This is a genomic window from Klebsiella sp. RCJ4 (assembly GCF_009025755.1).
GTDB lineage: Bacteria > Pseudomonadota > Gammaproteobacteria > Enterobacterales > Enterobacteriaceae > Klebsiella > Klebsiella michiganensis.
The window spans coordinates 317,788-343,404 of record NZ_WCIN01000040.1 but is presented as its reverse complement, the minus strand read 5'-3'; the positions used below and the strand labels follow the sequence as shown (position 1 = coordinate 343,404).

21 protein-coding genes and 1 other RNA gene are annotated in these 25,617 nt (G+C 55.4%); 7 read left to right on the top strand and 15 right to left on the bottom strand.

Annotation, left to right across the window (positions count from 1 at the left end; all coding sequences use genetic code 11):
• Positions 1–4: 4 nt before the first annotated feature.
• From sufS to F8562_RS18720, 10 genes are all read right to left on the bottom strand, one after another.
• Positions 5–1,225 (bottom strand): cysteine desulfurase SufS, encoded by a 1,221-nt coding sequence (sufS, locus tag F8562_RS18770; RefSeq protein WP_014229709.1) that lies wholly within the window; start codon positions 1,223–1,225, stop codon positions 5–7.
• Positions 1,222–2,496, bottom strand: coding sequence for a Fe-S cluster assembly protein SufD (gene sufD, locus F8562_RS18765; RefSeq protein ID WP_014229710.1), 1,275 nt, complete (start codon positions 2,494–2,496; stop codon positions 1,222–1,224). Before sufD ends, sufS begins: the two co-directional genes overlap by 4 nt.
• Positions 2,471–3,217, bottom strand: coding sequence for a Fe-S cluster assembly ATPase SufC (sufC, locus tag F8562_RS18760; RefSeq protein ID WP_004851743.1), 747 nt, complete (start codon positions 3,215–3,217; stop codon positions 2,471–2,473). Before sufC ends, sufD begins: the two co-directional genes overlap by 26 nt.
• Positions 3,218–3,233: 16 nt before the next feature.
• Positions 3,234–4,721, bottom strand: coding sequence for a Fe-S cluster assembly protein SufB (sufB, locus tag F8562_RS18755; RefSeq protein WP_014229711.1), 1,488 nt, complete (start codon positions 4,719–4,721; stop codon positions 3,234–3,236).
• Positions 4,722–4,723: 2 nt separating this feature from the next.
• Positions 4,724–5,101 carry a Fe-S cluster assembly scaffold SufA gene (sufA, locus tag F8562_RS18750; RefSeq protein ID WP_004119171.1) on the bottom strand — a complete coding sequence of 126 codons (378 nt, stop codon included), beginning with the start codon at positions 5,099–5,101 and terminating at the stop codon, positions 4,724–4,726.
• A 444-nt stretch (positions 5,102–5,545) separates the two neighbouring features.
• Positions 5,546–6,058, bottom strand: a complete 513-nt coding sequence (locus F8562_RS18740) for a fimbrial protein (RefSeq protein ID WP_014229712.1) — start codon at positions 6,056–6,058, stop codon at positions 5,546–5,548.
• Between the two features lie 11 nt (positions 6,059–6,069).
• A complete protein-coding gene (locus F8562_RS18735) occupies positions 6,070–7,017 on the bottom strand; it encodes a fimbrial protein (protein ID WP_014229713.1) in 948 nt (315 codons plus the stop codon).
• Positions 7,018–7,019: 2 nt separating this feature from the next.
• Positions 7,020–9,557: a fimbria/pilus outer membrane usher protein gene (locus F8562_RS18730; RefSeq protein WP_014229714.1), complete on the bottom strand. Its 2,538-nt coding sequence runs from the start codon at positions 9,555–9,557 to the stop codon at positions 7,020–7,022.
• 43 nt (positions 9,558–9,600) lie between these two features.
• Positions 9,601–10,278: a molecular chaperone gene (locus tag F8562_RS18725; protein WP_014229715.1), complete on the bottom strand. Its 678-nt coding sequence runs from the start codon at positions 10,276–10,278 to the stop codon at positions 9,601–9,603.
• A 57-nt stretch (positions 10,279–10,335) separates the two neighbouring features.
• Positions 10,336–10,866 carry a fimbrial protein gene (locus F8562_RS18720; RefSeq protein ID WP_014229716.1) on the bottom strand — a complete coding sequence of 177 codons (531 nt, stop codon included), beginning with the start codon at positions 10,864–10,866 and terminating at the stop codon, positions 10,336–10,338.
• 433 nt (positions 10,867–11,299) lie between these two features.
• On the opposite strand from F8562_RS18720, the gene F8562_RS18715 reads away from it, so the two are divergent.
• Together F8562_RS18715 and F8562_RS18710 are read left to right on the top strand one after the other, a co-directional pair.
• Positions 11,300–11,959: a winged helix-turn-helix transcriptional regulator gene (locus tag F8562_RS18715; RefSeq protein ID WP_014229717.1), complete on the top strand. Its 660-nt coding sequence runs from the start codon at positions 11,300–11,302 to the stop codon at positions 11,957–11,959.
• 78 nt (positions 11,960–12,037) lie between these two features.
• Positions 12,038–12,667: a helix-turn-helix domain-containing protein gene (locus F8562_RS18710; RefSeq protein WP_032720589.1), complete on the top strand. Its 630-nt coding sequence runs from the start codon at positions 12,038–12,040 to the stop codon at positions 12,665–12,667.
• A gap of 534 nt (positions 12,668–13,201) precedes the next feature.
• Here the strand turns inward: F8562_RS18710 and F8562_RS18705 are convergent.
• The 3 genes from F8562_RS18705 to F8562_RS18695 form a co-directional block, all read right to left on the bottom strand.
• Positions 13,202–13,450: a GlsB/YeaQ/YmgE family stress response membrane protein gene (locus tag F8562_RS18705; RefSeq protein ID WP_004102935.1), complete on the bottom strand. Its 249-nt coding sequence runs from the start codon at positions 13,448–13,450 to the stop codon at positions 13,202–13,204.
• A 289-nt stretch (positions 13,451–13,739) separates the two neighbouring features.
• Positions 13,740–14,150 carry a 1,4-dihydroxy-2-naphthoyl-CoA hydrolase gene (gene menI, locus F8562_RS18700; RefSeq protein WP_014229719.1) on the bottom strand — a complete coding sequence of 137 codons (411 nt, stop codon included), beginning with the start codon at positions 14,148–14,150 and terminating at the stop codon, positions 13,740–13,742.
• Positions 14,147–17,203, bottom strand: a complete 3,057-nt coding sequence (locus tag F8562_RS18695; RefSeq protein WP_151891933.1) for an FAD-binding and (Fe-S)-binding domain-containing protein — start codon at positions 17,201–17,203, stop codon at positions 14,147–14,149. Before F8562_RS18695 ends, menI begins: the two co-directional genes overlap by 4 nt.
• Before the next feature lie 203 nt (positions 17,204–17,406).
• Here F8562_RS18695 and ydiK point away from each other — a divergent pair, with 203 nt between their 5' ends.
• Together ydiK and rprA are read left to right on the top strand one after the other, a co-directional pair.
• Positions 17,407–18,528 (top strand): AI-2E family transporter YdiK, encoded by a 1,122-nt coding sequence (gene ydiK, locus F8562_RS18690; protein ID WP_014229721.1) that lies wholly within the window; start codon positions 17,407–17,409, stop codon positions 18,526–18,528.
• Between the two features lie 212 nt (positions 18,529–18,740).
• An RNA gene (gene rprA / locus F8562_RS18685) (antisense sRNA RprA) lies at positions 18,741–18,848 on the top strand.
• Between the two features lie 83 nt (positions 18,849–18,931).
• Here the strand turns inward: rprA and ppsA are convergent.
• On the bottom strand, positions 18,932–21,310 hold the full coding sequence (ppsA, locus tag F8562_RS18680) for a phosphoenolpyruvate synthase (protein WP_014229722.1): 2,379 nt from the start codon (positions 21,308–21,310) through the stop codon (positions 18,932–18,934).
• Positions 21,311–21,652: 342 nt separating this feature from the next.
• On the opposite strand from ppsA, the gene F8562_RS18675 reads away from it, so the two are divergent.
• The 3 genes from F8562_RS18675 (at position 21,653) to hemP (ending at position 24,031) form a co-directional block, all read left to right on the top strand.
• On the top strand, positions 21,653–22,486 hold the full coding sequence (locus F8562_RS18675; protein ID WP_004851771.1) for a pyruvate, water dikinase regulatory protein: 834 nt from the start codon (positions 21,653–21,655) through the stop codon (positions 22,484–22,486).
• A 153-nt stretch (positions 22,487–22,639) separates the two neighbouring features.
• The gene (aroH, locus tag F8562_RS18670; protein ID WP_014229723.1) at positions 22,640–23,686 is read left to right on the top strand and encodes a 3-deoxy-7-phosphoheptulonate synthase AroH; all 1,047 of its coding nucleotides are present in this window, start codon (positions 22,640–22,642) and stop codon (positions 23,684–23,686) included.
• Between the two features lie 165 nt (positions 23,687–23,851).
• A complete protein-coding gene (gene hemP / locus F8562_RS18665) occupies positions 23,852–24,031 on the top strand; it encodes a hemin uptake protein HemP (protein ID WP_160741222.1) in 180 nt (59 codons plus the stop codon).
• A gap of 34 nt (positions 24,032–24,065) precedes the next feature.
• On the opposite strand, the gene selO is transcribed toward hemP, so the two are convergent.
• Positions 24,066–25,508, bottom strand: coding sequence for a protein adenylyltransferase SelO (gene selO / locus F8562_RS18660; RefSeq protein WP_094909329.1), 1,443 nt, complete (start codon positions 25,506–25,508; stop codon positions 24,066–24,068).
• Positions 25,509–25,617 lie beyond the last annotated feature (109 nt).

Here is a 25,617-nt window from a genome sequence, read left to right as displayed (position 1 = left end):
TCCTTTAGCTTAATAATTTGTGGATCCGCTGTAGCCCCGCCACCAGTCGGTCCACCTCCTCCGTCGTATTGTACATCGCCAGCGATGCCCGGCACATGGCCGGCACGCCGTAGAACGCCATCAGCGGCATGGCGCAGTGGTGCCCGGTCCGCACCGCAATACCGTAGTTATCGAGGAAGCTGCCGACATCATAAGCATGATGTTTGCCGAGATTAAAGGCGATCGCCCCCAGGCGATCTGGCGGGCCGTAAAGGGTTAAATCCGCCACGCTCTCCAGCGCCTGCAGCGCGTAGCGCATCAGGGTCTGTTCATATTCCGCGATGTGCGTCAGCCCCAGCGCGCTGACGTAATCCAGCGCCGCGCCCAGCCCGATGATGCCGCCGGTATTCGGCGTTCCCGCCTCGAAGCGCCACGGCGCTTTTGCCCAGGTCGTGCCTTCCGTCAGGCTGACCGTGGCGATCATCGACCCGCCCCCTTCCCACGGCGCCATCTCCTGCAAAATGTCCTGCTTGACGTAGAGCACGCCGATGCCGGTGGGACCGTACAGCTTGTGGGCGGAGAAGGCGTAAAAGTCGCACTCCAGCGCCTGCACGTCCACCGGATGGTGCATCACCGCCTGCGCGCCGTCCACCAGCACTTTGGCGCCGTGCTGATGGGCCAACGCCGTCAGAGCGGCGATGGGATTTTCGGTTCCCAGCACGTTCGATACCTGGGTAATGGCCAGCAGGCGGGTACGCTCGTCAAACAGGCCGGGGATCGCATCCAGCTGCAGCGTACCGTCCTGGTTCAGCGGGATCACCCGCAGCTGCGCCCCCACTCTGGCGCACAGCATCTGCCACGGCACGATATTGGCGTGATGCTCCATCGCGCTGACGATGATGTTGTCGCCCGCGCCGACGTTGGCGTTTCCCCAGCTGTTCGCCACGAGGTTAATGCCTTCCGTGGTGCCGCGAACAAACACCAGTTCCTCCGCCGAGCGGGCGTTGAGGAATGTCGCCGCCCGCTGGCGCACCTGCTCCATGCTCGCCGTGGCTTCCGCGCTGAGGGTATGAATGCCGCGATGCACCGCCGCATAGCCGTGGCGGTAAAATTCCGCCTCAGCGTTAATCACCGCTTCCGGCTTCTGCGCGCTGGCGGCGCTGTCGAGGTAGGCCAGCGGCTGGCCATTAACCTCGCGATTGAGAAGCGGGAAATCCGCGCGCACGCGTTCCACAGAAAATGTCATGCCTTACCTCCCGGCAAACGCTGGCCTATACGCGCCAGTATCTGCTGCCTGAGCGCCTCATCGTCGATCGCTTCCGTGAGCTCGGCGGCAAAGGCGTAAAGAATCATCTGCTGAGCCGCCTGCTGCGTAATGCCGCGCGAGCGCAGATAAAACAGCTGTTCGTCATCAATACGCCCGATGGTCGCGCCGTGGCTGCACTTCACGTCGTCAGCGTAAATCTCCAGCTGCGGTTTGGTATCCACTTCGGATAAGCGGCCCAGCAGCAGGTTGTTGTTGGTCATCTGGCCGTCGGTTTTGATCGCATGCTGCGCGACGTTAATCAGGCCATTAAACACCGCCCGCCCTTTATCGTTGACGATGGTTTTATGCAGCTGGCGGCTGTTACAGTACCCGACCTGATGATCGAGCCAGGTGCGACTGTCGCAGACTTCGCCGTTGACCGGCATCGCCAGCGAGTTAATCCGCAGGGTGCTGTTTTCCCCCTTCAGCTGCGTGCTGGTGTGGTGGCGCAGCACCGAACTACCGAGCAGAAAACTGCTGCTGAAAGCGGAGGCGTCGCGCCCGAGCGCCAGGTCGTTATGGGCAAAATGGTAGCTTTGCGCGTTCTCAAACGCCAGCTTGATATGCTGCAGGTGGGCGTTATCCGCCACGGTCATCGTCAGCCTTGCGCCGGTAAAGTGGCGCTCATCGTTAAGGCTCAGATAGTGTTCGATGATGGTCGCCTGAGCGCCGCTCTCCAGCGCCAGATGGTGGCGATAGTGGGCGGTGTTCATTTCATCGCTCGCCAGCCCGCGCGTCAGGTGCATAATCAGCAGCGGTTTATCCGGGCGCTGGTTGCGCCTGACCCGAATATGGGTAACGGTGGTCGCCAGGCTTTCGGTCAAATGCAGAAACACTTCAGGCTGAACGGCGTCAGGCAGCTGCTGACGCTCGTTATCCACCTGCACTTCATAGCCGCTGGCGGCCAGATCGTCGCTCAGGCTCGCGCTAAACTGACCGTCGACAAACACCAGCCGCCATGCCTCTACCGGTAGCGCCAGTTCGTCGCGCCGGGCCGCCGTCAGCGTCTGCGGCTGAGCGGCGACAAAGGTCTGATTCAGTAGCGCGTCCAGCGGGGTATATTTCCAGTTTTCGTGTTTACGCGTTGGCAACCCCAGGCGCAGCAGCTGTTGCAGGTGCTGATGCGCCTGCGGGCTGCGCTGCCCGCTTTGGGACTCAAACAGATGGTGCCACTGCTGCAGCGCGTTACTGCTGTTCGGTAAGCCAGCCATAGCCCTGCTCCTCCAGTTGTTTGACCAGAGTAAAATCGCCGGATTTGACGATTCGCCCCTGGTACAGCACGTGGACGTAATCCGGCTTGATATAATCGAGAATGCGCTGATAGTGGGTGACGATAATAAACGAGCGCTTGCCATCGCGCAGGGAGTTGACGCCGTCAGAGACAATCTTCAGCGCGTCGATATCCAGCCCGGAATCGGACTCGTCCAGGATGCACAGCTCCGGTTCCAGCACCGCCATCTGCAGGATATCGTTGCGCTTTTTCTCGCCGCCGGAGAAGCCTACGTTAACCGAGCGGGTCAGCAGATCTTCCGGCATCTTCAGCAGCTTTATTTTGTCTTCCATCAGGTCCTGGAAGTCAAAACGGTCAAGCTGTTCCTGGCCACGATAGCTGCGCACGGCGTTGAGCGCGGTTTGCAGGAAAAACTGATTGCTGACGCCGGGAATTTCCACCGGATACTGGAAGGCCATGAAGATGCCTTCACCGGCGCGATCTTCAGGGGAGAGTTCCAGTAAATCTTTGCCTTTAAACGCCACGCTGCCGCCGGTCACTTCATAGTCTTCACGCCCGGCCAGCGTAGCGGAGAGCGTACTTTTCCCGGAGCCGTTCGGGCCCATAATGGCGTGCACTTCGCCGGGGCGAACCTCCAGATCCAGCCCGCGCAGGATCGCTTTGTCTTCAACGGCGACCTGCAAATTTTTTATACTTAACATCTTATTTCCTTTGTTATCAGCCGACGCTGTGTTCAAGGCTAATTGCCAGTAATTTTTGCGCTTCTACGGCAAACTCCAGCGGCAGCTCTGAGAAGACGTCTTTACAGAAACCGTTGACGATCATCGAAATCGCATCGTCTTCGCTGATTCCGCGCTGCAGGCAGTAGAACAGCTGATCTTCGCCGATACGGGAGGTGGTCGCTTCGTGCTCCAGCTGCGCGCTGTTGTTGCGGCATTCCACGTACGGGAAGGTATGCGCCCCGCTGTCCGGGCCAATCAGCATGGAGTCACACTGGGTGAAGTTGCGCGCGTTGGTCGCCGTCGGCATGATTTTGACCAGACCGCGATAGCTGTTCTGGCTGTGGCCGGCGGAAATGCCCTTCGAGATAATCGTCGAACGGGTGTTTTTGCCGATATGGATCATCTTGGTGCCGGTGTCCGCCTGCTGATGGCCGCTGGTCAGCGCCACCGAGAAGAACTCGCCGATGGAGTTATCCCCGCGCAGAATGCAGCTCGGATACTTCCAGGTGATCGCCGAGCCGGTTTCCGACTGGGTCCACGACATTTTGCTGTTCTCGCCTTCGCACAGGGCGCGCTTGGTGACGAAGTTGAGGATCCCGCCGGTATTGTTGTCGCCGGGGAACCAGTTTTGCACCGTGGAGTACTTCACCTCGGCGTCTTTATGAATAATCACCTCGACCACCGCCGCGTGCAGCTGGTAGCTATCGCGTACCGGCGCCGAACAGCCTTCGATATAGCTCACGTAGCTGCCTTCGTCGGCGACCAGAATGGTGCGTTCGAACTGGCCGGTTTTTTCCGCGTTGATGCGGAAATAGGTCGACAGCTCCATCGGGCAGCGTACGCCTTTGGGCACATAGATAAAGGTGCCGTCGGACGCCACCGCCGCGTTGAGGGCGGCAAAGAAGTTGTCGTTGCCCGGCACCACGGTGCCGAGGTATTTCTTCACCAGTTCCGGGTGATCGTGGATCGCTTCGCCGAAGGAACAGAAAATAATCCCCTGTTCCGCCAGCTTTTCGCGATAGGTGGTCGCCACCGAAACCGAGTCAAAAATGGCGTCGACGGCCACTTCCCGTCCTTCCCGCACCGGCACGCCGAGAAGGTTAAACGCCTCTTCGACTTCGCTGGTCAGAAACGCGCTGGACCCCGTTTGCTGCAGCGCGCCGGGCTCAGAGGCGCAGGCGTCATCGCAGTTGCCGCAGGAGGGCGCTGAATAATAGCTGTAATCCTGATAGTTCAGCTTGTCGTAGTGCGCCTTCAGCCAGTGCGGCTCTTCCATCGCCTGCCAGGCCTTAAACGCGTTCAGACGAAACTCCAGCATCCATTCTGGCTCATTGCGGCGCGCAGAAATCGCCCTGACCACCTCTTCATTTATGCCTTTCGCCAGCTCATCGGTCCGTAGCTGAGTGAAAAAGCCCTCTTTATAGTTGAGTGGCCCGCCGCTCCAGGTTTTGACATCGTCAGTTGCTTCAGTATTACGAGACATAGTTACTCCGCCTGAACGCCAAAACTTTCGCCGCAGCCGCATTCGTGCTGGGCTTTAGGGTTATGAAATTTGAAGATTTGATTTAAGCCTTCGCGAACGTAATCGAGCTCGGTGCCATCGATAAACGGCATCGCCTGCAGCGGCGCCCACAGCTTCGCGCCATCGCGCTCAAATAACAGATCGTCTTTCGCCGGTTCAGCAATTAGCTCGAGAACGTAGCCAAAACCGGCGCAGCCGCTGGTTTTAACGCCAAGCCGCAGCCCCTGCATATCCGGCTGTTTGCGGACTAGATCGCGAATATGGGCGGCGGCGGCTGGGGTCATGACCAGCCCACGCCAGCTAAAATCTTCGGGATTGAAAGTTCCTGCATGTGAATTCATCGCTCTACCTCATAGGTTGACGCCATCGGGCCATATCGCTATGTTAGTGATAATGATTATCACTTCAACCCATGCAGAGAAGGGGTATTTCCCCATTCAGTGCTTTTTATAAGCATAGACCCTGACAGAAGAGATATCGGAGATGGAATAAATTGTTCAATGCATTGATTAATAATGCATTTCAGTGCCAGAAAGGTAGAAATTGCAGGAAAGTTAAAATATGCATCGGAAATACCTATTTTTGAGATAGCGAATTTGCGTTGCGTAGACCCCACCGTGAAGGGCAAAAGAGTCACAACCGCGTCCTGCGGGTAAAAAGGAGAAATGGCGGACGTTATCTTTCCCGGTCATGAGGCAAAAAGACCGCGCTAACCACGGAAATTAAAAGGGCAGCGCCATGGCGGCGATGGAGGCGCTACCGCGTATCGCTAAACGGATGCCCGTTTAATTGTACTGCAGCGTCATGACCACAACAGCACTAATAGTTCCGGGCGTCGCACCGCCTGACACCGATTTTACCGAGGCCTGCATAGCCAGGGTTGCGGTTCTGTCAGCCGCGATATTGTGGGTGATGCTGGAACCCGTTCCCTTAAGCGCGCCGCTGCCCGCTTCACTCATCGCTACCGCCACGTTGGTGGCCGTACCGCTATTCAGATAATAGTCAGGACCGGCAAGCGGATCGGGAGCGCCGGTGAAGGAGGCCGTTACGCTGCGCGTTCCCGCCGGACAGTTGGTAAACAGCAAATTAAAGGCCACAGGGTCGGAGGATGACCCGGGCGTGGCCATGTTGGTTGCCTGAATATCGCCCAGATTGACATCGAGGTTGCTGTTTCCCCCATTGAATATACAGGGCGAGGCGACAATATTTCCCGTCACCCCCATCGTCACGCTATCGGCAGAAAAAACGTTCCAGCACAGCAACGTCAGAATAAGCAATTTTTTATGGCGTATTTTCATTTTTTCACCCGTTACTGGTACGTCAAATTAAGCGTGGCGGTCGCATTTGCCGAGCCGGATTCAACGGAAGTTAAGGTCTGATAATAACGGGCCGTCAACGGCAGCGTTTCTTGCCCGCCCGATGACCGTTTTAATAACAACGGGCTATTGATGGCCAACGGCGCGCCATTATATAAAAGCTGCACGCCAACGCCCTTTGCCGTACCGGCGCTGCCCTGCCCCGTTAATGCCATTACGCTGGTATTGGCGCTGTCGGGATTTTGTACGCCGCTCAGCGAAACGGTGATATTGGTGCCGGCGTTGCAGCTTAACCCCAGATTTTGCGTATTCTGCGCGCCAGCGGGCGTGGTGCCTACCGTCGAGCCGAACGTTGAAGCGGGAATATCGCCAATGATGAAGTTCAACTGAGGCGTAGTGATACTGCAGGCCAGCGCGTTGATTGTCCCATCGGTGAGTGTTGTGGTCAGGCCATCGCGGTAGACGCCGTCGCTGCCCTGGAGCGTCACCACCCCGATCGTTCCCGGCGTTAATGCGCCTGATGACACCTGGCCGGTAACCACGAGCTCAATTCTGCCGCCCCACCACTCCACGTATGAGGCCTGCGCCTCATAGGAAAATGTATTGCTTGGGTTTTCAAAGTAATTCCCGGAAGAGAAGCGAATACCGATACCATCGACATTAGTGGTGTAAACATGATTACCGTAGCTGCTCGGATTCCCACCAAGATACCGCATGCTGAATCCAAGCATTAACGGATTAGTACAACCGGTTAAATAGGAGGTGGTTTTCGTCGCATTCTGAGAAAAAATAACGGTCCCGACCGGCGCATCACGCGGTACGGTAATCGTTCCCACGGACAGAGTGGAGATCTGCGGGGTAATGGTGGTGCAGGTTCCGGCACGCGCGTTATTCCATCCGGCTATCAAGCCGAGCAAAATAACAGAGTAAATCAATCTCATGTTTAACGTTCCTGGTGACAACTGGCGCTAACTTCTGTTATTCCAGCGTAGGTTGATTGTTTCGGCAGGCTGAAATCAGCACGGCACTGTTGGCTGGACTCGCGACCCCACGTGACGATGATTGCCCCCTGCTCGCGCATTCCGCTTAAAAAAACCTGGCCGCGATCGCCAACGATAAAGCTGCTCTTATTATCATCCGCAAGCGTCACCACCGCCCCGAACGGCACGAAGCGGTTATTGTCGGTTAAGGTCATCAGGACCCTGCGCCCCACTTTGGAAAGATAATCGGCGCGCACCACCGCACCTCGCGTCGGGGTAACCGTGTCGGTGTTTATCTCCAGCTCTACGTCCTCAGGCATATTTTGCGGATCGAGCGTCAGGTCGTTTTTTCGATAGACGGAAATATTGCTGACGACCGTATATCCCCGGTAGTCCGTGCGCGCGCCGGGTTGGTTGCGAATATTCACGCCGTGTGCGCCGGGGGCTTTTATCAGGGCATTGGTTTCACCGAGCGGTTGGGAAAGCGTGATGCCATCGGCGTGGGCGATAACGCCCCCCTGCAGACCATAATTAAGACGCTCGCTGTTTTTGTCGTAGCTATACCCCGCCGTCACTTCGCCGTACGTCCCTTTATAGTCACCGTTCATATTGCCGGTGTAACCCACGCCATCCGTACCGTAACCCTGCTGGACGTTCCAGTTCAGCGAGTTGTTCTCCAGCGCGACGCCGTTCATGCCGATATTATGCGTCGTTCCACCATTCTTGCTGGCGTTCATGCCATAGCTGGCCCACGTTTGCGGGAGGAATTTATCCAACGGTACGCTGACGTTAAACGCCAGCAGCTGGTCGTGGGCGCTGTTACTCGCGCTGTCGTTTGACGTCGCGCTACCATTTTTGCTGTATGTCCAGGTCAGGCCGTAGCTGATATTGCGCCAGTAGTTGTTGTATCCGACGCTCCAGGAAGCCATCGACCTGGCGGAGTTCCAGTAATCTTCCCTCGCCGCGCTGAGGGTTAGCGATCCCAGTTCGCGGCTCAGCGTCTGGCTCATCGTCAGCTCCGCGCGGTTACGCCTGCGGTCCTGCAGCGCGCTGCTGTCTCCATATGAATCCAGAACTTCCTGCATCCCGTAATAGCCGCTGGTGGAATAGCGGTATCCCGCAATGGAAAAGTTGGTCCCGGTATCGATGAAGTTTTTGCTGTATCGCGCTCGCCAGGATTGGCCGCGCGATTTATCCGTTTTATCCGGCGTTGACCAGGCCTGCGTGACATCCGTGGAGATAGCGCCTAACGCCCCCATATTTTTACCCACGCCGAATGCCAGCGACTGATATTTGCTTGACTCCTGCAGGCCGCCATAGAGGGTAAAGCCATGCTGCAGGCCATAAATTGCCGTTGTCTGCCCGAAAGGGGTTTTATCCACGCTGCTGTTATATGAACGATACTGCCCGCCGGTGATGGCGTATTTGAACCGGGCTTCCCGCTGCAGTACAGGCAGCGAGGCGTAGGGCAGCGTGAAGTGCTGTTCGCTGCCATCGGCTTCTTTAATCGTCACGTCGAGATCGCCTGCCCCACCGGTAGGATACATATCCGTGATTTCAAAGGCGCCCGGCGCAACGTAGCTTTGGTAGATCTGGTAGCCGTTCTGGCGCACCACGACCTGCGCATTGGTTCGGGCAATGCCGCGTACTACGGGCGCATAGCCCTTAAGAGAATCCGGCAGCATGTCGTCATCGGATGCCAACTGGCCGCCGCGAAACGGCATACTGTCGAACACGTCGGCAGGCGCAGAGCTGTCGCCAACGGTAAGCTGGGCTTTCAGAGGAATAATGGCCCGCTGCGCATAGGTATAAACGGTATCCCATTTATCCTGGCCGGAGGACTCCCGTGACCAGGTGGTATAGTTGCGAAAACGCCAGGGTCCGATATTGATCCCCGGACGCAGGTTCGCATACTGGCTGTCGCTTCTGCCGCCCTGGCCCGTTTTCGCCCGAGTGTTCGCTCCGCTCAGGCTGTAATTGAGCAATGCCGCAGTAATCCCCTCATCCCACATTTCCGGCGGTACATAGCCCCTGGCCGGCAGGTCGATCGCCGCCTGGGGAATACTGATAACCAGCCGCTGGGCGCCAAACTGAAAATCAGCGCTGGCTTGCGGAATAGCCTGGAGATTGGCGCAATCACTATTTTCTACCGACAGCTGGGGAAAAAGTTCGGTTTTCACTCCCCACTGTTTTAATTGTTCCACGCTCAGACAGGGCTGTAATACCTCATTACCACCCCCGTTTTTTGCCATCGAAAAAGGAATATCCCGGGTGTCCATTAACTGGTCATCAAGAATAATATCCACATGGTATGTTCCCGGCGCCTGAGAGCCCGATTCAAAAGCCGATAAATCCGCTTTGCCCACGCCGGGATTATCTAACTCTACCAGGGCCGTATTAAACGAATCACTGGCATACAGTTCCGGAGAGAAACCGGTTAACGCTATGGCGATAAGCGTAGCCAGACGAGCAGGTCGCAACTTATTATTTTTTATTGTCATCGCTATTACCTATTTAACGCTGGGCTTGCCATTTACTCTGGGATTACAAACTGGCTTGATGTGACGGACCGGGGCTGCCGTAGTCATTAATAACTTTAAATGTCAGGGCATTGCCGGAGGCCCCGTCCGGCATGCGGAATCGGGTGGTCGAACCCGGCATGACGTAGGTCACCTGGGCAAGCATTTTTCCGCCCACGGTAATTTCATTGAAATTAATGACGTAAGGCGTTGGGTTATTAACCTGAAGTTCATTGCCGCTTCTTTGCCAGGTGAGTTTATTCGCCTGTTCCTCCGGCGTTGAGGCGCGAAGCGTAACGGGACGGTAAATCAGCTTGATGCGCGTTTTTACGGCAATTTGCAGGGAGTTCATCTGCTTTGATGCCGAGGGAATCGCTTTAATATTTATCCAGAATAAACTTTCTTTGGTCTGAGGCAGTGAACCTGTCGCGACAATTCGCTCAATATTTTTTTGTCCGCTGTCGAGGCGATACATCGGCGGCGTAATAATAAAAGGCGCTTTACCAGAACCAACGTCTTGATCATCTATCCATGACTGAATTAAATAAGGTGTCGCATCAGGATTATTAACGCTGATTGACGCTTCTTTTTTTGCACCATCGAAAATGATGCGCGTGCCGCCGATAATCACCCCGGCAGTAGCGCTTGCCTGCACCAGCGTTAACATTGTTATCGCCAGGCTAATTGTTCTGATAAAACGCATTTTATACCTCTTAAAACAAAGGGGCCGGGCCGGCCCCCTACTGATTACTGCAGAAACTTAGTTGTAAACCACTGAGAAGTTCGCGACCGAGTTAGCTGGACCGGCGACTACCGTCGCAGCGGTCGACATATACTGCGCATAGAAATTCAGCGTATTATCGGCGGTGCTGCTGAGTATGTAGCTATAACCGTTGCTGCCGTGCAGAGGCAGGTCGGCTTTATCCGCCGTCATCAGATTAATGGCAACACCGGTTGCGGCTCCGACAACCGACGAGTCAATGGCCAGCAGGTTGGAATTGTCTGGATCGGGCGTGCCATCAAAGCGGACTTTGGCATTGGTAACCGTCACCGGACAGTTCTTCAAAATAATATCGAATTTCGTCGCGGCGGTTCTCGAACCGGCTACCGGAAATTCAGTTTTATAATAATCGCCTAAAACAACCACCTGATTCTGAGAGGCGACATCGATGTCGCAGGCGGCATCCAAAATATTGCCATTAAAGTTAACGGTACCCGCTGCTGCGAAAGCCTGAGTCATAGATAATGCAGAACCTGCTGCAAGAATCGCAATAACAATTTTCTTTTTCATAACGACACATCCTGTTTTACTTTATGTACATTCTGGCAAAATATTTAATAAACGCATTTTGCCATTACTTTAATATATTGCCGGGAATCAATGGTATATATCACACCACTGCTTCATTTTATTAAAACCGGATTACCCCTGCCGACGAGACAAAATTTATACAACATTTTTTCAGCGCACAATCTATTTCGCGGTCTAAATGTAGACTCAGAATTAACAAAAATAAAACATTTAAATTAAGATATTACTTAATCACTCGGACCCCGGTCTACTTTTGGACCCGGGAAGCAAAACTAACAAAATCAATAAATTATAACCATAACCCCCCCGGGTCTATTATTAGACCAGACGCCAATATTCCCTGACATGCTGTTTTTTAAGATAATTCCCAACATCGATCAAAAAACGATCGCATAAGTTAGTGAGGTATCTTATGAACACGCGAATTATTCCTGAACTCGGCAGCGAGCCAGCAGAAGTACTTGAGATAAAACCCTTTAAGCACATTGAGAAATTAATTGATAATATCCTGCCGTACGCCGAGAGACGTATAGTATCGAAAGGGGAGATCGTTCATTATTACGATAATGACATTCGTCAGTGTTTTTTACTTATCCAGGGCAGCGTTGCTCTGCATCGTCGCGGAGACGGGATTGTTTTAAACTCAGAGTCATCGCCTTTTCTTCTCGGCGTATGTAGCCAGTTTTCCTCTGAACGTCTTTACGTCAGGGTACTGGAAACGTCAGAAATTGCGGCCGTTTCGCTGGAAACGTTTAATCGCGTGGTGGCCCAACAGAATTTATGGGAGCATTTTTCAAAGCTTCTGATCTATACCGCATCGCGGGTTTATGAGCACTGCGCCCAGATATCGCAAATGTCAGCCTATGATATCATCCGTTTTCAACTTGTTGAATTAATGCAAGAGCCCGAAGCTATCCGGCAAAATATCACCGCGGCGGCCTATATCAAAAGTCGCACCTATCTTTCCCGCAGCGGCGTTATGCGCATCCTGGCGGAGCTAAGAACGGGTAAATACATTACCATGGAGCGCGGAGTGCTGATTGACATCCACCACCTGCCGCGAAAGTATTGATTGTTCATGTATCTTCGGAGTGGCAAGAGATACGCGCGAGGTTATAATAAATCCGATCTCCTTCAGGATTTTCTGACTATGTCATCTGCAAATCAACCCTTCCGCGGCTCCCCTTACGCACAGGAATTTATTTCTCATTTGCAGCCCTACTGCACGACGTACCGAACGGGCCGCGGCGAGCAGTTTGATCTTCAGGTTAACGGTCAAGGGATGTGTTACCTCCTTCTGGAGGGGACGATAGCGATATACCGAAGAAGTGACAACATGATGCTTTCCACGGCGCTCAGTCCCGCCCTTTTCGGCCTCGCTAACCTGACGGACATTTACTTTGATGACTATTTTAAAACCGTCACGCCGTGCCAGATTGGCGTACTCACGACCCGTCGCGTCGAGGAAATCATTAAAGAGAAGGCGCTATGGGGACTGCTCTCTAAACAGCTGATGTTTGTCTATAACCGCCTCTATCATAACGTTATGCCCCAGGGCACGCCAACGGCGTACGAGATGATTCGCCAGCAGCTGATCAAGCTCATGGAGGAAGAGGAGGGTTATCGCTACAGCGTGACGGCTGAAAGATATATCAGAGAGAAAACCCGGCTTTCCCGCAGCGGCGTAATGCGCATTCTGGCGGCTCTGAAGACCGGTGGTTTCATCGAAATGGAAGAGGGGAAACTCATAAAAATCAACAAACTTCCTGCTAAGTACTGATTATGCGGATAGGGCTTTCGGCCCTCTCGCGATCCGGCCTGCGCGCCGAAATGCATTCATGCAACAAATTCTATTCGTTTTCATTATAAGTATTGTCATTTCACAGAAATAAAGATTTATTCACTGCTGACTGGCTCATGTAGAATGCGCTGCTAAATTTCCTTCATCTTTTACGCAATGTCGCCCTGGCGACCGTTCGGGAACCTGTGTAGTACTGAATTATGGATATAGAAACAGATGTCATGTCGATGTGTATGGTCGTGTTGTTAATTATTAGCGTGTTGCTCGATTAACCTCTTCCCCCCGTAAAATCAGTACGCCTCGCCGTCGCCGGACAGGCCAGTCTATTCGCTACGAACCCGATCCAAATCGAAATCGTACCGTTCCCCCGCGCGGCCTGACCTGCCAGCGTATTCCGGGATAAGCGTTGAGAGAGGCAATATTGCCCTGTCGGGCATGGCGCGAATATTAAAAAGGCTGCCAACGATGGTGGCAGCCTCTTCACTTTATGGCATTGCTGGTGCGAAGAGCGAATTAGCTCCTGATCTTCCTGTAGATAAACAGGACAACCAGCGCACCGATCACCGCCACGACAAAGCTGCCGAAATTAAAACCGTCTACACGGCCAAAGCCGAAGAAAGTACTAATCCAACCCCCGACAACTGCACCGATGACACCCAGAATTACGGTAACGATAAATCCGCCGCCGTCTTTCCCCGGCATAATCCACTTGGCTAAAATACCGGCAATAAGCCCAAAAATGATCCATGAAATGATACCCATAGCTAGCTCCGTCCTCTTGTTACCTTGTAAATATCTGGTATAGAAAGATTAGCATAAATATTAATGATGTTTCATAAAATTATATTTAGCATATATAACTTGTCAGCGCGGGGATAATGGTCTACGCCCTGAACGCGTACCGGACAAATAATCAGCAAGCGGAAGTATCGCGTCGCGGATAATTAAAACCTCGGGAGAGGCAGCGATAAGCCAGGATTTTTCTTATTAAAAGTGAAACTGAAAGCGGAATACAAAAGCAGCAAGGAGGGACATTTCCCTCCTTGCTAACTTAGATGACTGCGGTCGTCAGCCGCGACGAACAGCAAAGGCGCCCCTGTTCATCAAAGATGTCGATTTGCCACACCTGGTGACGGGAGCCGACGTGCAGCGCGCGGCACACGCCGCGAACCCTACCGCTGCGCACCGAACGGATATGGTTAGCATTGACCTCCAGCCCCACCACCTTCTGCTCGCCTTCGCTACACAGATAGCCGGCCACCGAGCCTAAGGTTTCCGCTAATACCACCGACGCGCCGCCGTGCAGCAGCCCAAACGGCTGATGGGTGCGGCTATCTACCGGCATGGTGGCCTCGATGGCGTCATCGGTAAGGGCCTCGAAGCGAATATCCAGCAGGCCGACCATATTCCCGTCGCCCATGGCGTTCAGCTGTTCCAGGGTGCTCTGACGTTTCCAAATCATCCCATAATCTCCAGTAGCGCCTGCAGCGGATGGCGTACGCCGCTGCCTTCAATACGCTTCACCTGGCTACGACAGGAGTAGCCGGTGACCAGGCAGCGATTACGCGGCAGGCGCTGCATCGCCTGCTGCCAGGAGAGCGCGTAGATAGCCAGCGAGTTGGCGTGATTCTTCACTTCATGGCCGTAGGTACCGGCCATGCCGCAGCAGCCCACGTTAACGTTTTCCAGCTTCGCGCCAAAACGCGCGAAGATATCCGCCCACTGTTTGGTGGAAGCGGGAAGCGCCGTGACCTCGGTACAGTGGCCAAACAGATACCACGACTCGCCGCCCTGCTCCTGCGCAGCGGTTGCCGACAGCGCCTGCGGCAGCCACTCATGCACCAGCATCACGCGGAAATCGCCGCGCTTGTCGCCGAGCACCTGGTTGTATTCATCGCGATAGCAGAGCACCAGCGCCGGATCGACCCCCACCATCGGCATGCCGAGCTGGGCCACCCGGTTCAGGAAATCGGCGGTTTTCTGCGCGGTGCGCGCGAATCGCGTCAGGAAGCCCTTAATATGCTGGGCTTTACCGTTTGGCGAAAACGGCAGCAGCACCGGCTGGTAGCCTAGCTTTTCGACCAGTTGAACAAAATCGGCAACCACCTGCGCATCGTAATAGCTGGTAAACGGATCCTGAACCACCAGCACCCTTTTAGCTTTCTGCTCTGCGCTCAGCGCTTCCAGCTGCTCCAGCGTGGTATTCGCCGAACGATGGCCGACCATCTGCTGCTTCAGCGACGGGACGGAGAGCAGCGGGAGATCGACCATACCGATATGCTTTTCCGACAGCTTGCGCATCCACGGCTGATTAATAAAGAAGTTGAACGTCTTCGGCGCATGCGCCATCAGCGGCGCGTAGGATTCAACCGCCGCCACCAGATGATCGCGGACCGGCCGCAGGTAGCGGCTGTGGTAAAGCTGGAGGAAACGCGACCGGAACTCCGGAACGTCGATCTTAATCGGACACTGGGTCGAGCAGGCTTTACAGGCCAGACAGCCGGACATCGCCTCCTTGACCTCATGCGAGAAATCGTACTCTCCCTTACGCGCGTGCCAGCTATTGCGGGTGCGCTCCACCAGGGTACGCAGGCTGGCGCGTTTTTCCGGCAGATCTTTTTCCAGCTGATTGGGGTCGATGCCGCGATCCGCCAGCAGGCGCAGCCATTCTCGCACCAGCGTGGCCCGCCCCTTCGGCGAGTGAATACGGTGGTTGCTGACCTTCATCGACGGACACATCGGGCTTTTGGCATCAAAGTTGAAGCACAGACCGTTGCCATTACACTCCATCGCGCCGCGCCACGAGCTGCGCACGGCAATGGGGATCTGCCGATCGAAGGTCCCGCGCTTAACCGCATCCACCTTCATCATCGGCGCATCCACGCCTTCCGGCGGGCATATTTTACCGGGGTTCAGACGGTTATCCAGGTCAAACGCGGCTTTAATCTTGCGCAGCTCGCCAAACAGTTCTGCCCCAAAGAACGCCGGGCTATATTCGGCGCGGAAGCCTTTCCCGTGTTCCCCCCACAGAAGGCCGCCATACTTAGCGGTTAAGGCTACGACGTCATCGGAGATGCGCTTCATCAGCATCTCTTGCTGCGGATCGCACATATCCAGCGCCGGACGCACGTGCAGCACGCCGGCATCCACATGGCCAAACATGCCGTAGCTCAGGCCATGACCGTCAAGCAGCGCGCGAAATTCCACAATATAGTCGGCCAGATGCTCCGGCGGCACGCAGGTATCTTCGGCGAAGGGTATCGGTTTAGCGGCTCCTTTGGCATTCCCCAGCAGGCCGACGGCTTTTTTCCGCATCGCGTAGATGCGCTCAACGCCGTCCAGATCGTGGCAAACCTGCCAGCCGATAACGCCCGCTTCGCCGCGCGCCATCAGCTCATCCAGGCGCTGGCACAGGGTTGTCACCTGGCCGTCGATCAGTTCGGCGTCATCACCGGCGAACTCAACGATATTCAGCCCCAGCATCTCTTTATCCGCAACGTCGGTAATGAGCTCGCTTACCGAATGCCAGACAATATCTTCCCGCGCCAGATTAAGCACTTTTGAGTCAACGGTTTCGACCGAAAGCGCCCTGGCCTCCACCATAAACGGCGCGTTACGCAGCGCGGAGTTAAAGGAATCGTATTTAACGTTAACCAGGCGGCGTACTTTCGGTAAGCGGGTAATATCCAGCCGCGCTTCGGTAATAAACGCCAGCGTCCCTTCTGAACCGGTCAGGATGCGGGTCAGATCGAATTCGCTCATCTCGTCATTAAAGACGTGGCGTAAATCGTAGCCCGTCAGGAAGCGGTTAAGTTTGGGGAATTTATCGATAACCAGCTGCCGCTGCGCTTTGCAGCGCTGATAGACCGTGCGGTAAATACGCCCGATCGCCGACTGTTCTGCGCCCAGCGTTTCCGCCAGCGCCGCCGGAATCGGCTGCGTATCCAGAATGTCGCCGCCGATCAGCACCGAGCGCACGCCGAGCACGTGATCGGAGGTTTTCCCATAGACCAGCGAGCCCTGCCCGGAAGCATCGGTGTTGATCATCCCGCCAAGCGTGGCGCGGTTGCTGGTCGACAGTTCCGGCGCAAAAAAGTAGCCGTACGGTTTAAGGAACTGATTGAGCTGATCTTTAATGACCCCGGCTTCCACCCGCACCCACCCTTCTTCGGGGTTGATTTCAATAATGCGGTTCATATAGCGGGACATATCGACGATGATCCCGGCGTTGAGCGCCTGCCCGTTGGTGCCGGTACCGCCCCCGCGCGGGGTAAAGATCAGTGATTTAAAACGTTCTTCCGCCGCCAGTCTTGCCAGCAGAGCGACGTCTGCCGTGGAGCGGGGGAATAAAATCGCATCCGGCAACAGTTGATATACACTGTTATCAGTCGCCATCGTTAGCCTGTCGGCGTAGCTGGTGGCGGTATCGCCGGTAAAACCTTGTTGCTCCAGTACCTGCAAAAAATTCAGCACCAGCTGAACGACACCTGGCGCTTGAGAAATCTGTGGGATCATGACGCTCGACCCTGCCTGACTATGTTGTGTTGTAAGTGATTAAACGTTTGCGTAGTGCACACAACTTTTTATCACATTTTTTTCATATGCGCCCGCCAGAATTAAGGGCAAAATCAGGCGCGCGAAGATATTGATATTATTATCAGTACATGGAATTACGCTGCGTCAGCCTTGTGACGCGACTGCAAAGGTAAAACTTTATCATGATTAACCCCAATCAGCCCCGGGACATACCGCAAGTTCTGCTGTCGGTGCTGTTTTTGTCCCTGATTATTATTTCCTGCCTGTGGGTCGTTCAGCCATTTATCCTGTCATTTGCCTGGGCCGGTACCGTGGTTATCGCCACCTGGCCGGTGCTTTTGCGCCTGCAGCGCCTGCTGTTCGGCAAGCGCGCGCTGGCGGTGCTGGTGATGACGCTGCTGCTCTTTTTACTGTTCGTTATCCCTATTGCGCTGCTGGTCAACAGCCTGGTGGATAACAGCACGCCATTAATAAAAGTGATTACCAGCGGTAACTTTACGCCGCCGGATCTGGCGTGGCTAAATAGCGTTCCGCTGATTGGCGATAAGCTGTATACCGGCTGGCACAATTTACTGGAGATGGGGGGAACGGCGATTATGGTCAAAATTCGCCCCTATCTCGGCACCACCACCACATGGTTTGTTGGCCAGGCGGCGCACATCGGCAAGCTGCTGGTCTACTGCGGACTCATGCTGCTGTTTAGCGCCCTGCTGTACTGGCGTGGCGAAAAGGTTGCGTATGGGTTCCGCCACTTTGCCACCCGTCTGGCGGCCAAACGCGGCGATGCGGCGGTGATCCTCGCCGGCCAGGCGATTCGCGCCGTGGCGCTGGGGGTGGTCGTCACCGCCCTGGCCCAGGCGGTGCTTGGCGGTATTGGCCTTGCGGTCAGCGGCGTGCCTTACGCCGCGCTGCTCACCGTGGTGATGATCTTTACCTGCCTTGTGCAGCTGGGGCCTTTGCTGGTTCTGGTACCGTCAATTATCTGGCTGTACTGGAGCGGTGATACCACATGGGGCACCGTACTGCTGGTCTGGAGCTGCGTTGTCGGCACCATGGATAACTTTATCCGTCCGCTGTTGATTCGTATGGGCGCCGACCTGCCGATGATTCTGATCCTTTCCGGCGTTATCGGCGGCCTGGTGGCGTTCGGCATGATTGGGCTGTTTATCGGTCCGGTGCTGCTGGCGGTCTCCTGGCGACTGTACGATGCGTGGGTTAACGAAGCGCCGCCTCCGCCGAAGGACCCCGACCTGGTGCTTGAGGAGCTGAGCGAACTCAATACCCGAGCCACCCAGGATAAGTAAGTGAAAAGGCGGGGAAACCCGCCTTTTGCCCCTCTGCCCCTATCGCTGTCGGGCTCGGCAGCCTTAAAGCTTAAGAAATCCTAATCTATCTTTCACGCCATTCCACGACCCGCGGCCTGCTAACCGCATTTGCTTCGCAGATTCTTTACCTTAATTTAACTATTGAGAGGAATCCGATCGACGCAAAAAGCCTCAGTGCCTAGTATTAGCTCACGGTTATAAATCAACGCATTGATTTATAAGCATGGAAATCCCCTGAGTGAAACAACGAATTGCTGTGTGTAGTCTTTGCCCATCTCCCACGATGGGCTTTTTTTTGTCCGTTTTCTGTTCCCCAAAAACAAAAAATCCCCGCCACTGCTGAGCTGACGGGGAGTATCCAGTTGCCTGTTTTAGCAAGAACTTACTTATTCAGCTCCGCCAGGCCGAGCCAGGTTTGCACGACCGTGTCCGGGTTCAGGGAAAGGCTATCGATCCCCTCTTCCATCAGCCAGGCGGCAAAATCTTCGTGGTCAGACGGACCCTGTCCGCAGATACCGACGTACTTGCCCTGCTTCTTCGCCGCGCGGATGGCCATCGACAGCAGCGCTTTCACCGCGTCGTTACGCTCATCGAACAGCTCGGAGACCACGCCGGAGTCGCGATCCAGCCCCAGCGCCAGCTGCGTCATGTCGTTAGAACCAATAGAGAAGCCGTCGAAGTATTCGAGGAACTGTTCAGCCAGCAGCGCATTCGATGGGATTTCACACATCATAATCAGCTTCAGGCCGTTTTCGCCGCGCTTGAGGCCCTGGCGTTCCAGCTCTTCAACCACCGCTTTTGCCTGCGCGACGGTCCGGACAAACGGCACCATGATTTCGACGTTGGTCAGGCCCATGTCGTTACGCACCCGCTTAACCGCTTCACACTCCAGCGCGAAGCAGTCGCGGAAGCTTTCTGACACATAGCGGCCGGCCCCGCGGAAGCCCAGCATCGGGTTCTCTTCTTCCGGCTCATAACGTTCGCCGCCGACCAGGTTGGCGTATTCGTTAGACTTAAAGTCAGAAAGACGCACAATCACCCGTTTCGGGAAAAATGCCGCGCCAAGGGTGGAGATCCCTTCGGTCAGGCGACCGACGTAGAACTCTTTCGGCGAGTCGTAGCCTTTCATCAGCTCGCGGATTTCATTCTGCAGCCCCGGCTCCTGATCGTCGAACTCCAGCAGCGCGCGCGGGTGGACGCCAATCATACGGTTGATAATGAACTCCAGACGCGCCAGGCCCACGCCTTCGTTCGGCAGGCAGGCAAAGTCGAAGGCGCGGTCCGGGTTACCGACGTTCATCATGATCTTCAGCGGCAGATCCGGCATATCGCCAACGGTGGAGCTCTTGACGCTGAAGTCGAGGATTTCGGCATACACGTAGCCGGTATCGCCCTCGGCACAGGAGACGGTCACATTCTGGTTTTCCTGGATGCGATCGGTGGCGTTACCGCAGCCCACTACCGCCGGGATCCCCAGCTCACGCGCGATAATCGCCGCATGACAGGTACGCCCGCCGCGGTTGGTGACGATCGCCGCCGCCTTTTTCATGATCGGCTCCCAGTCCGGGTCGGTCATGTCGGTCACCAGCACGTCGCCGGGCTCGATGCGGTTCATTTCGCTGATATCGTGAATGACTTTCACCGGACCCGCGCCGATACGATGGCCGATCGCACGCCCTTCCGAAATAATCTGTCCTTGCGCATGGAGGGTATAGCGCTCCATCACCTGGCCGCGGGAACGGACGGTCTCCGGACGCGCCTGCACGATAAACAGCTTACCGGTATGGCCGTCTTTCGCCCATTCGATATCCATCGGACGGTTGTAGTGCTTCTCGATTTGAACCGCTTGCTGCGCCAGCTCCTGCACTTCCGCGTCGGTTAACGAGAAGACGTCGCGCTGCGCCTGCGGCACGTCTTCGATACGCACCTGCTTGCCGTGCTCCTGGGTAGGGGCGTAAACCATGCGGATCTTTTTCGACCCCATGGTGCGGCGTACGATTGCCGGCCGGCCCGCTTCCAGCGTGGGTTTATGGACGTAGAACTCATCGGGGTTCACCGCCCCCTGCACCACCATCTCGCCGAGCCCCCAGGCGGAGGTGATAAACACCACCTGATCAAAACCGGATTCGGTATCGATGGAGAACATCACGCCGGACGAGGCCAGATCGGAGCGCACCATCCTCTGCACCCCGGCGGAGAGCGCCACCCCGCGGTGATCGTACCCTTGATGCACGCGGTAGGAAATGGCGCGATCGTTAAACAGCGAAGCAAACACGTGCTTCACCGCGACGAGCACGGCGTCAAAGCCCTGCACGTTAAGGAATGTCTCCTGCTGACCGGCGAAGGAGGCGTCCGGCATATCTTCCGCCGTCGCGGAGGAGCGCACGGCAAAGGAGGCCTCAGCGTCATCGGCGGACAGCTGGGTATAGGCATCGCGAATCGCATTTTCCAGTTCGCTCTGGAACGGCGTATCAATGATCCACTGACGGATCTGTGCGCCCGCTTTCGCTAATGCGGAAACGTCGTCAATGTCGGTTTCATCCAGCAGTTCATAAATGCGCTGGTTAACACCGCTTTGGTCCAAAAACTGATTAAAGGCATCAGCGGTGGTGGCAAACCCGTTCGGTACGGACACGCCCATACCCGACAGATTTGTAATCATTTCACCAAGGGAGGCATTTTTGCCCCCAACCCTGTCTACATCATTCATGCCGAGTTGGTTATACCAAAGCACCAGCGGTGACGAGCCATTGTTGGACATCGAGACAATCCTTTTGTGATTTAATACCAGTGATAAATAATTCACGATCGACTACGAGATTTATCCTGACATATTTATCCAGCTGAAAGAAACGGTGAATCGTTCAAGCAAATTATTTTTTCGTTTTTAGGATTCTTTGCCAGATATAGCTAAGCTAATGATTCTTCAGAAATCTGATGAAATTTGATACAAAAGATACGCAGTTGCGAAAAATGAACTCACCTTTTCATTAAAAATAAAAATAGCGTTTCATTTTTTAAATATGAGACAAAGCCTGGAGCGTTATGCTTAAATTTAATATCAGCTTTCAGACAATTAAACTCATTATACCGGATGGTCAAAATGGAAAGTGCTGTAGATCGCCACGTATTTTATATTTCCGACGGTACCGCTATTACAGCGGAAGTTCTGGGTCATGCGGTCATGTCGCAATTCCCGGTCGCCACCAGCAGCGTAACCCTGCCGTTTGTCGAAAATATTAGCCGCGCGCGCGCCGTGAAGGAGCAAATTGACGCGATTTTCCAGCAGACCGGCATTCGACCGCTGGTGTTCTACTCCATCGTGCTGCCGGAAATTCGCGACATCATCCTACAAAGCGAAGGCTTTTGTCAGGATATCGTCCAGGCGCTGGTGGCCCCCCTGCAGCAGGAGCTGCGCCTCGATCCGACGCCAATCGCTCACCGCACCCACGGCCTGACGCCCGGTAACCTGAACAAATACGACGCGCGTATCGCCGCTATCGACTACACCCTTGCCCACGATGACGGAATTTCTCTGCGTAATCTCGATCAGGCCCAGGTGATCCTCCTCGGCGTTTCGCGCTGCGGGAAAACCCCCACCAGCCTGTATCTGGCGATGCAGTACGGTATCCGCGCCGCCAACTACCCGTTTATCGCCGATGATATGGATAATCTGATTCTTCCGGCTTCGCTTAAGCCGCTACAGCACAAACTCTTCGGCTTAACGATCAATCCGGAGCGCCTGGCGGCCATCCGCGAAGAGCGGCGGGAAAACAGCCGCTATGCTTCCATGCGCCAGTGCCGGATGGAAGTGACCGAAGTCGAGGCGCTTTACCGCAAAAACAAGATACCTTGCCTGAACAGCACCAACTATTCCGTGGAAGAGATCGCCACCAAAATCATGGATATTATGGGGTTAAGCCGCAGAATGTACTAACACACTAGTACATTATTAAAAATTTGTTTATGCTATCACCTGAGCCCTATACAGGATCATGCCCTGCTCTTGCAATAAGCGGGGATTGGTTTATCGTGATGCGCATCACTTCCCGGCATTTTCGCCGCGGAAGAAACAGATTTTGAGACCCCAATGAATAAAACAGACGAATTGCGTACCGCGCGCATTGAAAGCCTGGTAACGCCTGCGGAACTGGCTCAGCGGCATCCAGTGTCTGCCGACGTTGCCGCACACGTTTCCGCCTCACGCCGCCGAATCGAGAAAATCCTCAACGGTGAAGATCGCCGCCTGCTGGTGGTGATCGGTCCCTGTTCCATTCACGATATTGATGCGGCGATGGAGTATGCGCGCCGCCTGCAGGGTATGCGCGAACGTTACCAGCCGCAGTTGGAAATCGTGATGCGTACCTATTTTGAGAAGCCGCGCACGGTGGTTGGCTGGAAGGGGCTGATCTCCGACCCCGACCTGAACGGCAGCTATCGGGTGAATCACGGCCTTGAGCTGGCGCGTAGCCTGCTGCTGCAGGTCAATGAACTGGGCGTACCGACCGCCACCGAGTTTCTCGATATGGTGACCGGGCAGTTTATTGCCGACCTGATAAGCTGGGGCGCTATCGGCGCGCGTACGACCGAGAGCCAGATCCACCGCGAAATGGCCTCGGCACTCTCGTGCCCGGTAGGCTTTAAGAACGGTACCGATGGCAATACCCGTATCGCCGTTGATGCGATCCGCGCTTCCCGCGCCAGCCATATGTTCCTGTCGCCGGATAAGCAGGGACAGATGACCATCTACCAGACCAGCGGCAATCCGTACGGCCATATCATTATGCGCGGCGGTAAAAAGCCGAATTACCACGCCGCCGATATCGCCGCCGCCGGGGAAGCGCTGGCGGAGTTCGACCTGCCGGAACAGCTGGTGGTGGATTTTAGCCACGGCAATTGCCAGAAACAGCACCGCCGTCAGCTGGACGTTTGCGCCGACATCTGCCAGCAGATCCGCGCCGGCTCGACCGCCATCGCCGGGATCATGGCCGAGAGTTTCCTTCAGGAAGGCACGCAGAAGGTCGTCGCGGGCCAGCCGCTGGCCTGGGGACAATCGATTACCGATCCCTGCCTGAGCTGGGACGATAGCGAACGGCTGCTGGATGAATTAGCCGCCGCCACCGCCACCCGCCTGTAGTTCCCCTCCCCACCGTACGCGCGGTGGGGAGCGATTTTCCGCCATCGACCGGCCCGACACCTGCTAAATCTGGTATTCCGCTAAATAAAGCTTGCGTGAAAAACAACATTATTGATAATGATTATCATTGTTGCCTTGATTTTTATTTTTAGTGCTATGACGCGTATGGATAACACTGCCACAGCAGAAAAAACAACAGACAATGCCCCGTATCCGGTTCCGACGGACAAAGAGATAAGCAGCCGGACATTATTAGGCAGCGAGGGACGGGTGGTGATTGAACATCGCGGTCAGCGCTACCTGCTGCGTCAGACCCATTCGGGTAAGCTGATCCTGACCAAATAATTATCCCCGCCGATAAAGGCAGGGATAACGAACGTTAGCTGGAACAGCTTACTTCAAGACGCCTTCCCCAGTCCGGTGGACGCTGAATATACTCATCCGTCCGATCGGCAAAGGGGTGAGAGAGTGCGCTATGCAGGCGCTCCAGTTCGCTCATATCCCCCTGCTCCGCCTGTTCAATGGCCCGCTGAGCCAGCCAGTTACGCAGCACGATCGCCGGGTTGACGCTGCGCATCCGCGCCTGCCTTTGCGCATCGTCAACCTGTTCATCGCGCAGGCGCGCGCGGTAAGCGGTAAACCAGCTATCGAACGTCTCGCGGTCGATAAACTCATCGCGTAGCGGCGAGGCGGCGCTCTCCTGCTCGCTGGCGCTGAGCATCCGGAAGGTCCGCGTATAGTCGCTGCCCTCGCGTTCCATCAGCGCAAACAGGCCGTCCAGCAGCTCGTTATCCCCTTTTTGCTGGGTAAACAATCCGAGCTTGTCGCGCATGCGGCGGCCATACGCCGTCAGCAGGGCATGCTGGTAACTATCCAGCGCGTCGTTCAGCGCCTCAGCGCTGATAAACGGCGAGAGCGTCTGCGCCAGCCGTTGCAGGTTCCATAGCCCTACCGCCGGCTGATTATCAAAGCTGTAGCGCCCCTGATAATCGGAGTGGTTACAGATAAAGCCAGGCTGGAAATCATCAAGGAAACCGTACGGACCGTAGTCCATCGTCAGGCCGAGAATCGACATATTGTCGGTATTCATCACCCCGTGGGCAAAGCCCACCGTTTGCCAGCAGGCAATCATCTCCGCGGTTCGGGTGACAACGTCACTGAACCACAGAAGGTACTTATCCGCTTCATTTTGCAGATGCGGCCAGTGGTGACGAATCACGTAATCCGCCAGCTGCTGCACTTTCAGAGGCTCGCGACGGTAGTAAAAATGCTCAAAATGGCCGAAACGAACGTGGCTTTCCGCCAGCCGCATCAGCATTGCCCCGCGCTCGACGGTTTCGCGGTATACCGGCGTATCGCTGGCCACTATCGCCAGCGCGCGGGTGGTGGGAATGCCCAACGCATGCATCGCTTCCGAGGCCAGCGCCTCGCGGATCGTCGAGCGCAGCACCGCCCGCCCGTCGCCCATTCGCGAATAGGGAGTGAGCCCGGCGCCTTTAAGGTGCCAGTCAAAGCGACGACCATCAGCGAGCTGCTGTTCGCCGAGCAGAATACCGCGCCCGTCGCCGAGCTGCCCGGCCCAGGCGCCGAACTGGTGGCCGCTGTAAACCTGCGCCAGCGACGACATTCCCGGCAGCAGCGTTTCGCCGCCCCATACGCCAGCGCCCTTCTGCGGGCTGAATAACGACGCGTCAACGCCCAGCGTTCGCGCCAGCGGAGCGTTGTGCCAGACAAGCCGCGCATTCTCCAGCGGCGTAGGGGTTAAAGCGGTGTAAAAATCCGGCAGTTCATCACGCCAGTGGGTAGTAAAAGACAGGGTCATGGTTCCTCCTGCCTTCAGTGTAGTGCTTTCAACAAATTATTAACACGGAGGAATGGATGGGTTATTGCGATAAAAGACAAGACGGGCGTTGTGGCGCTGCCCGGTAAGG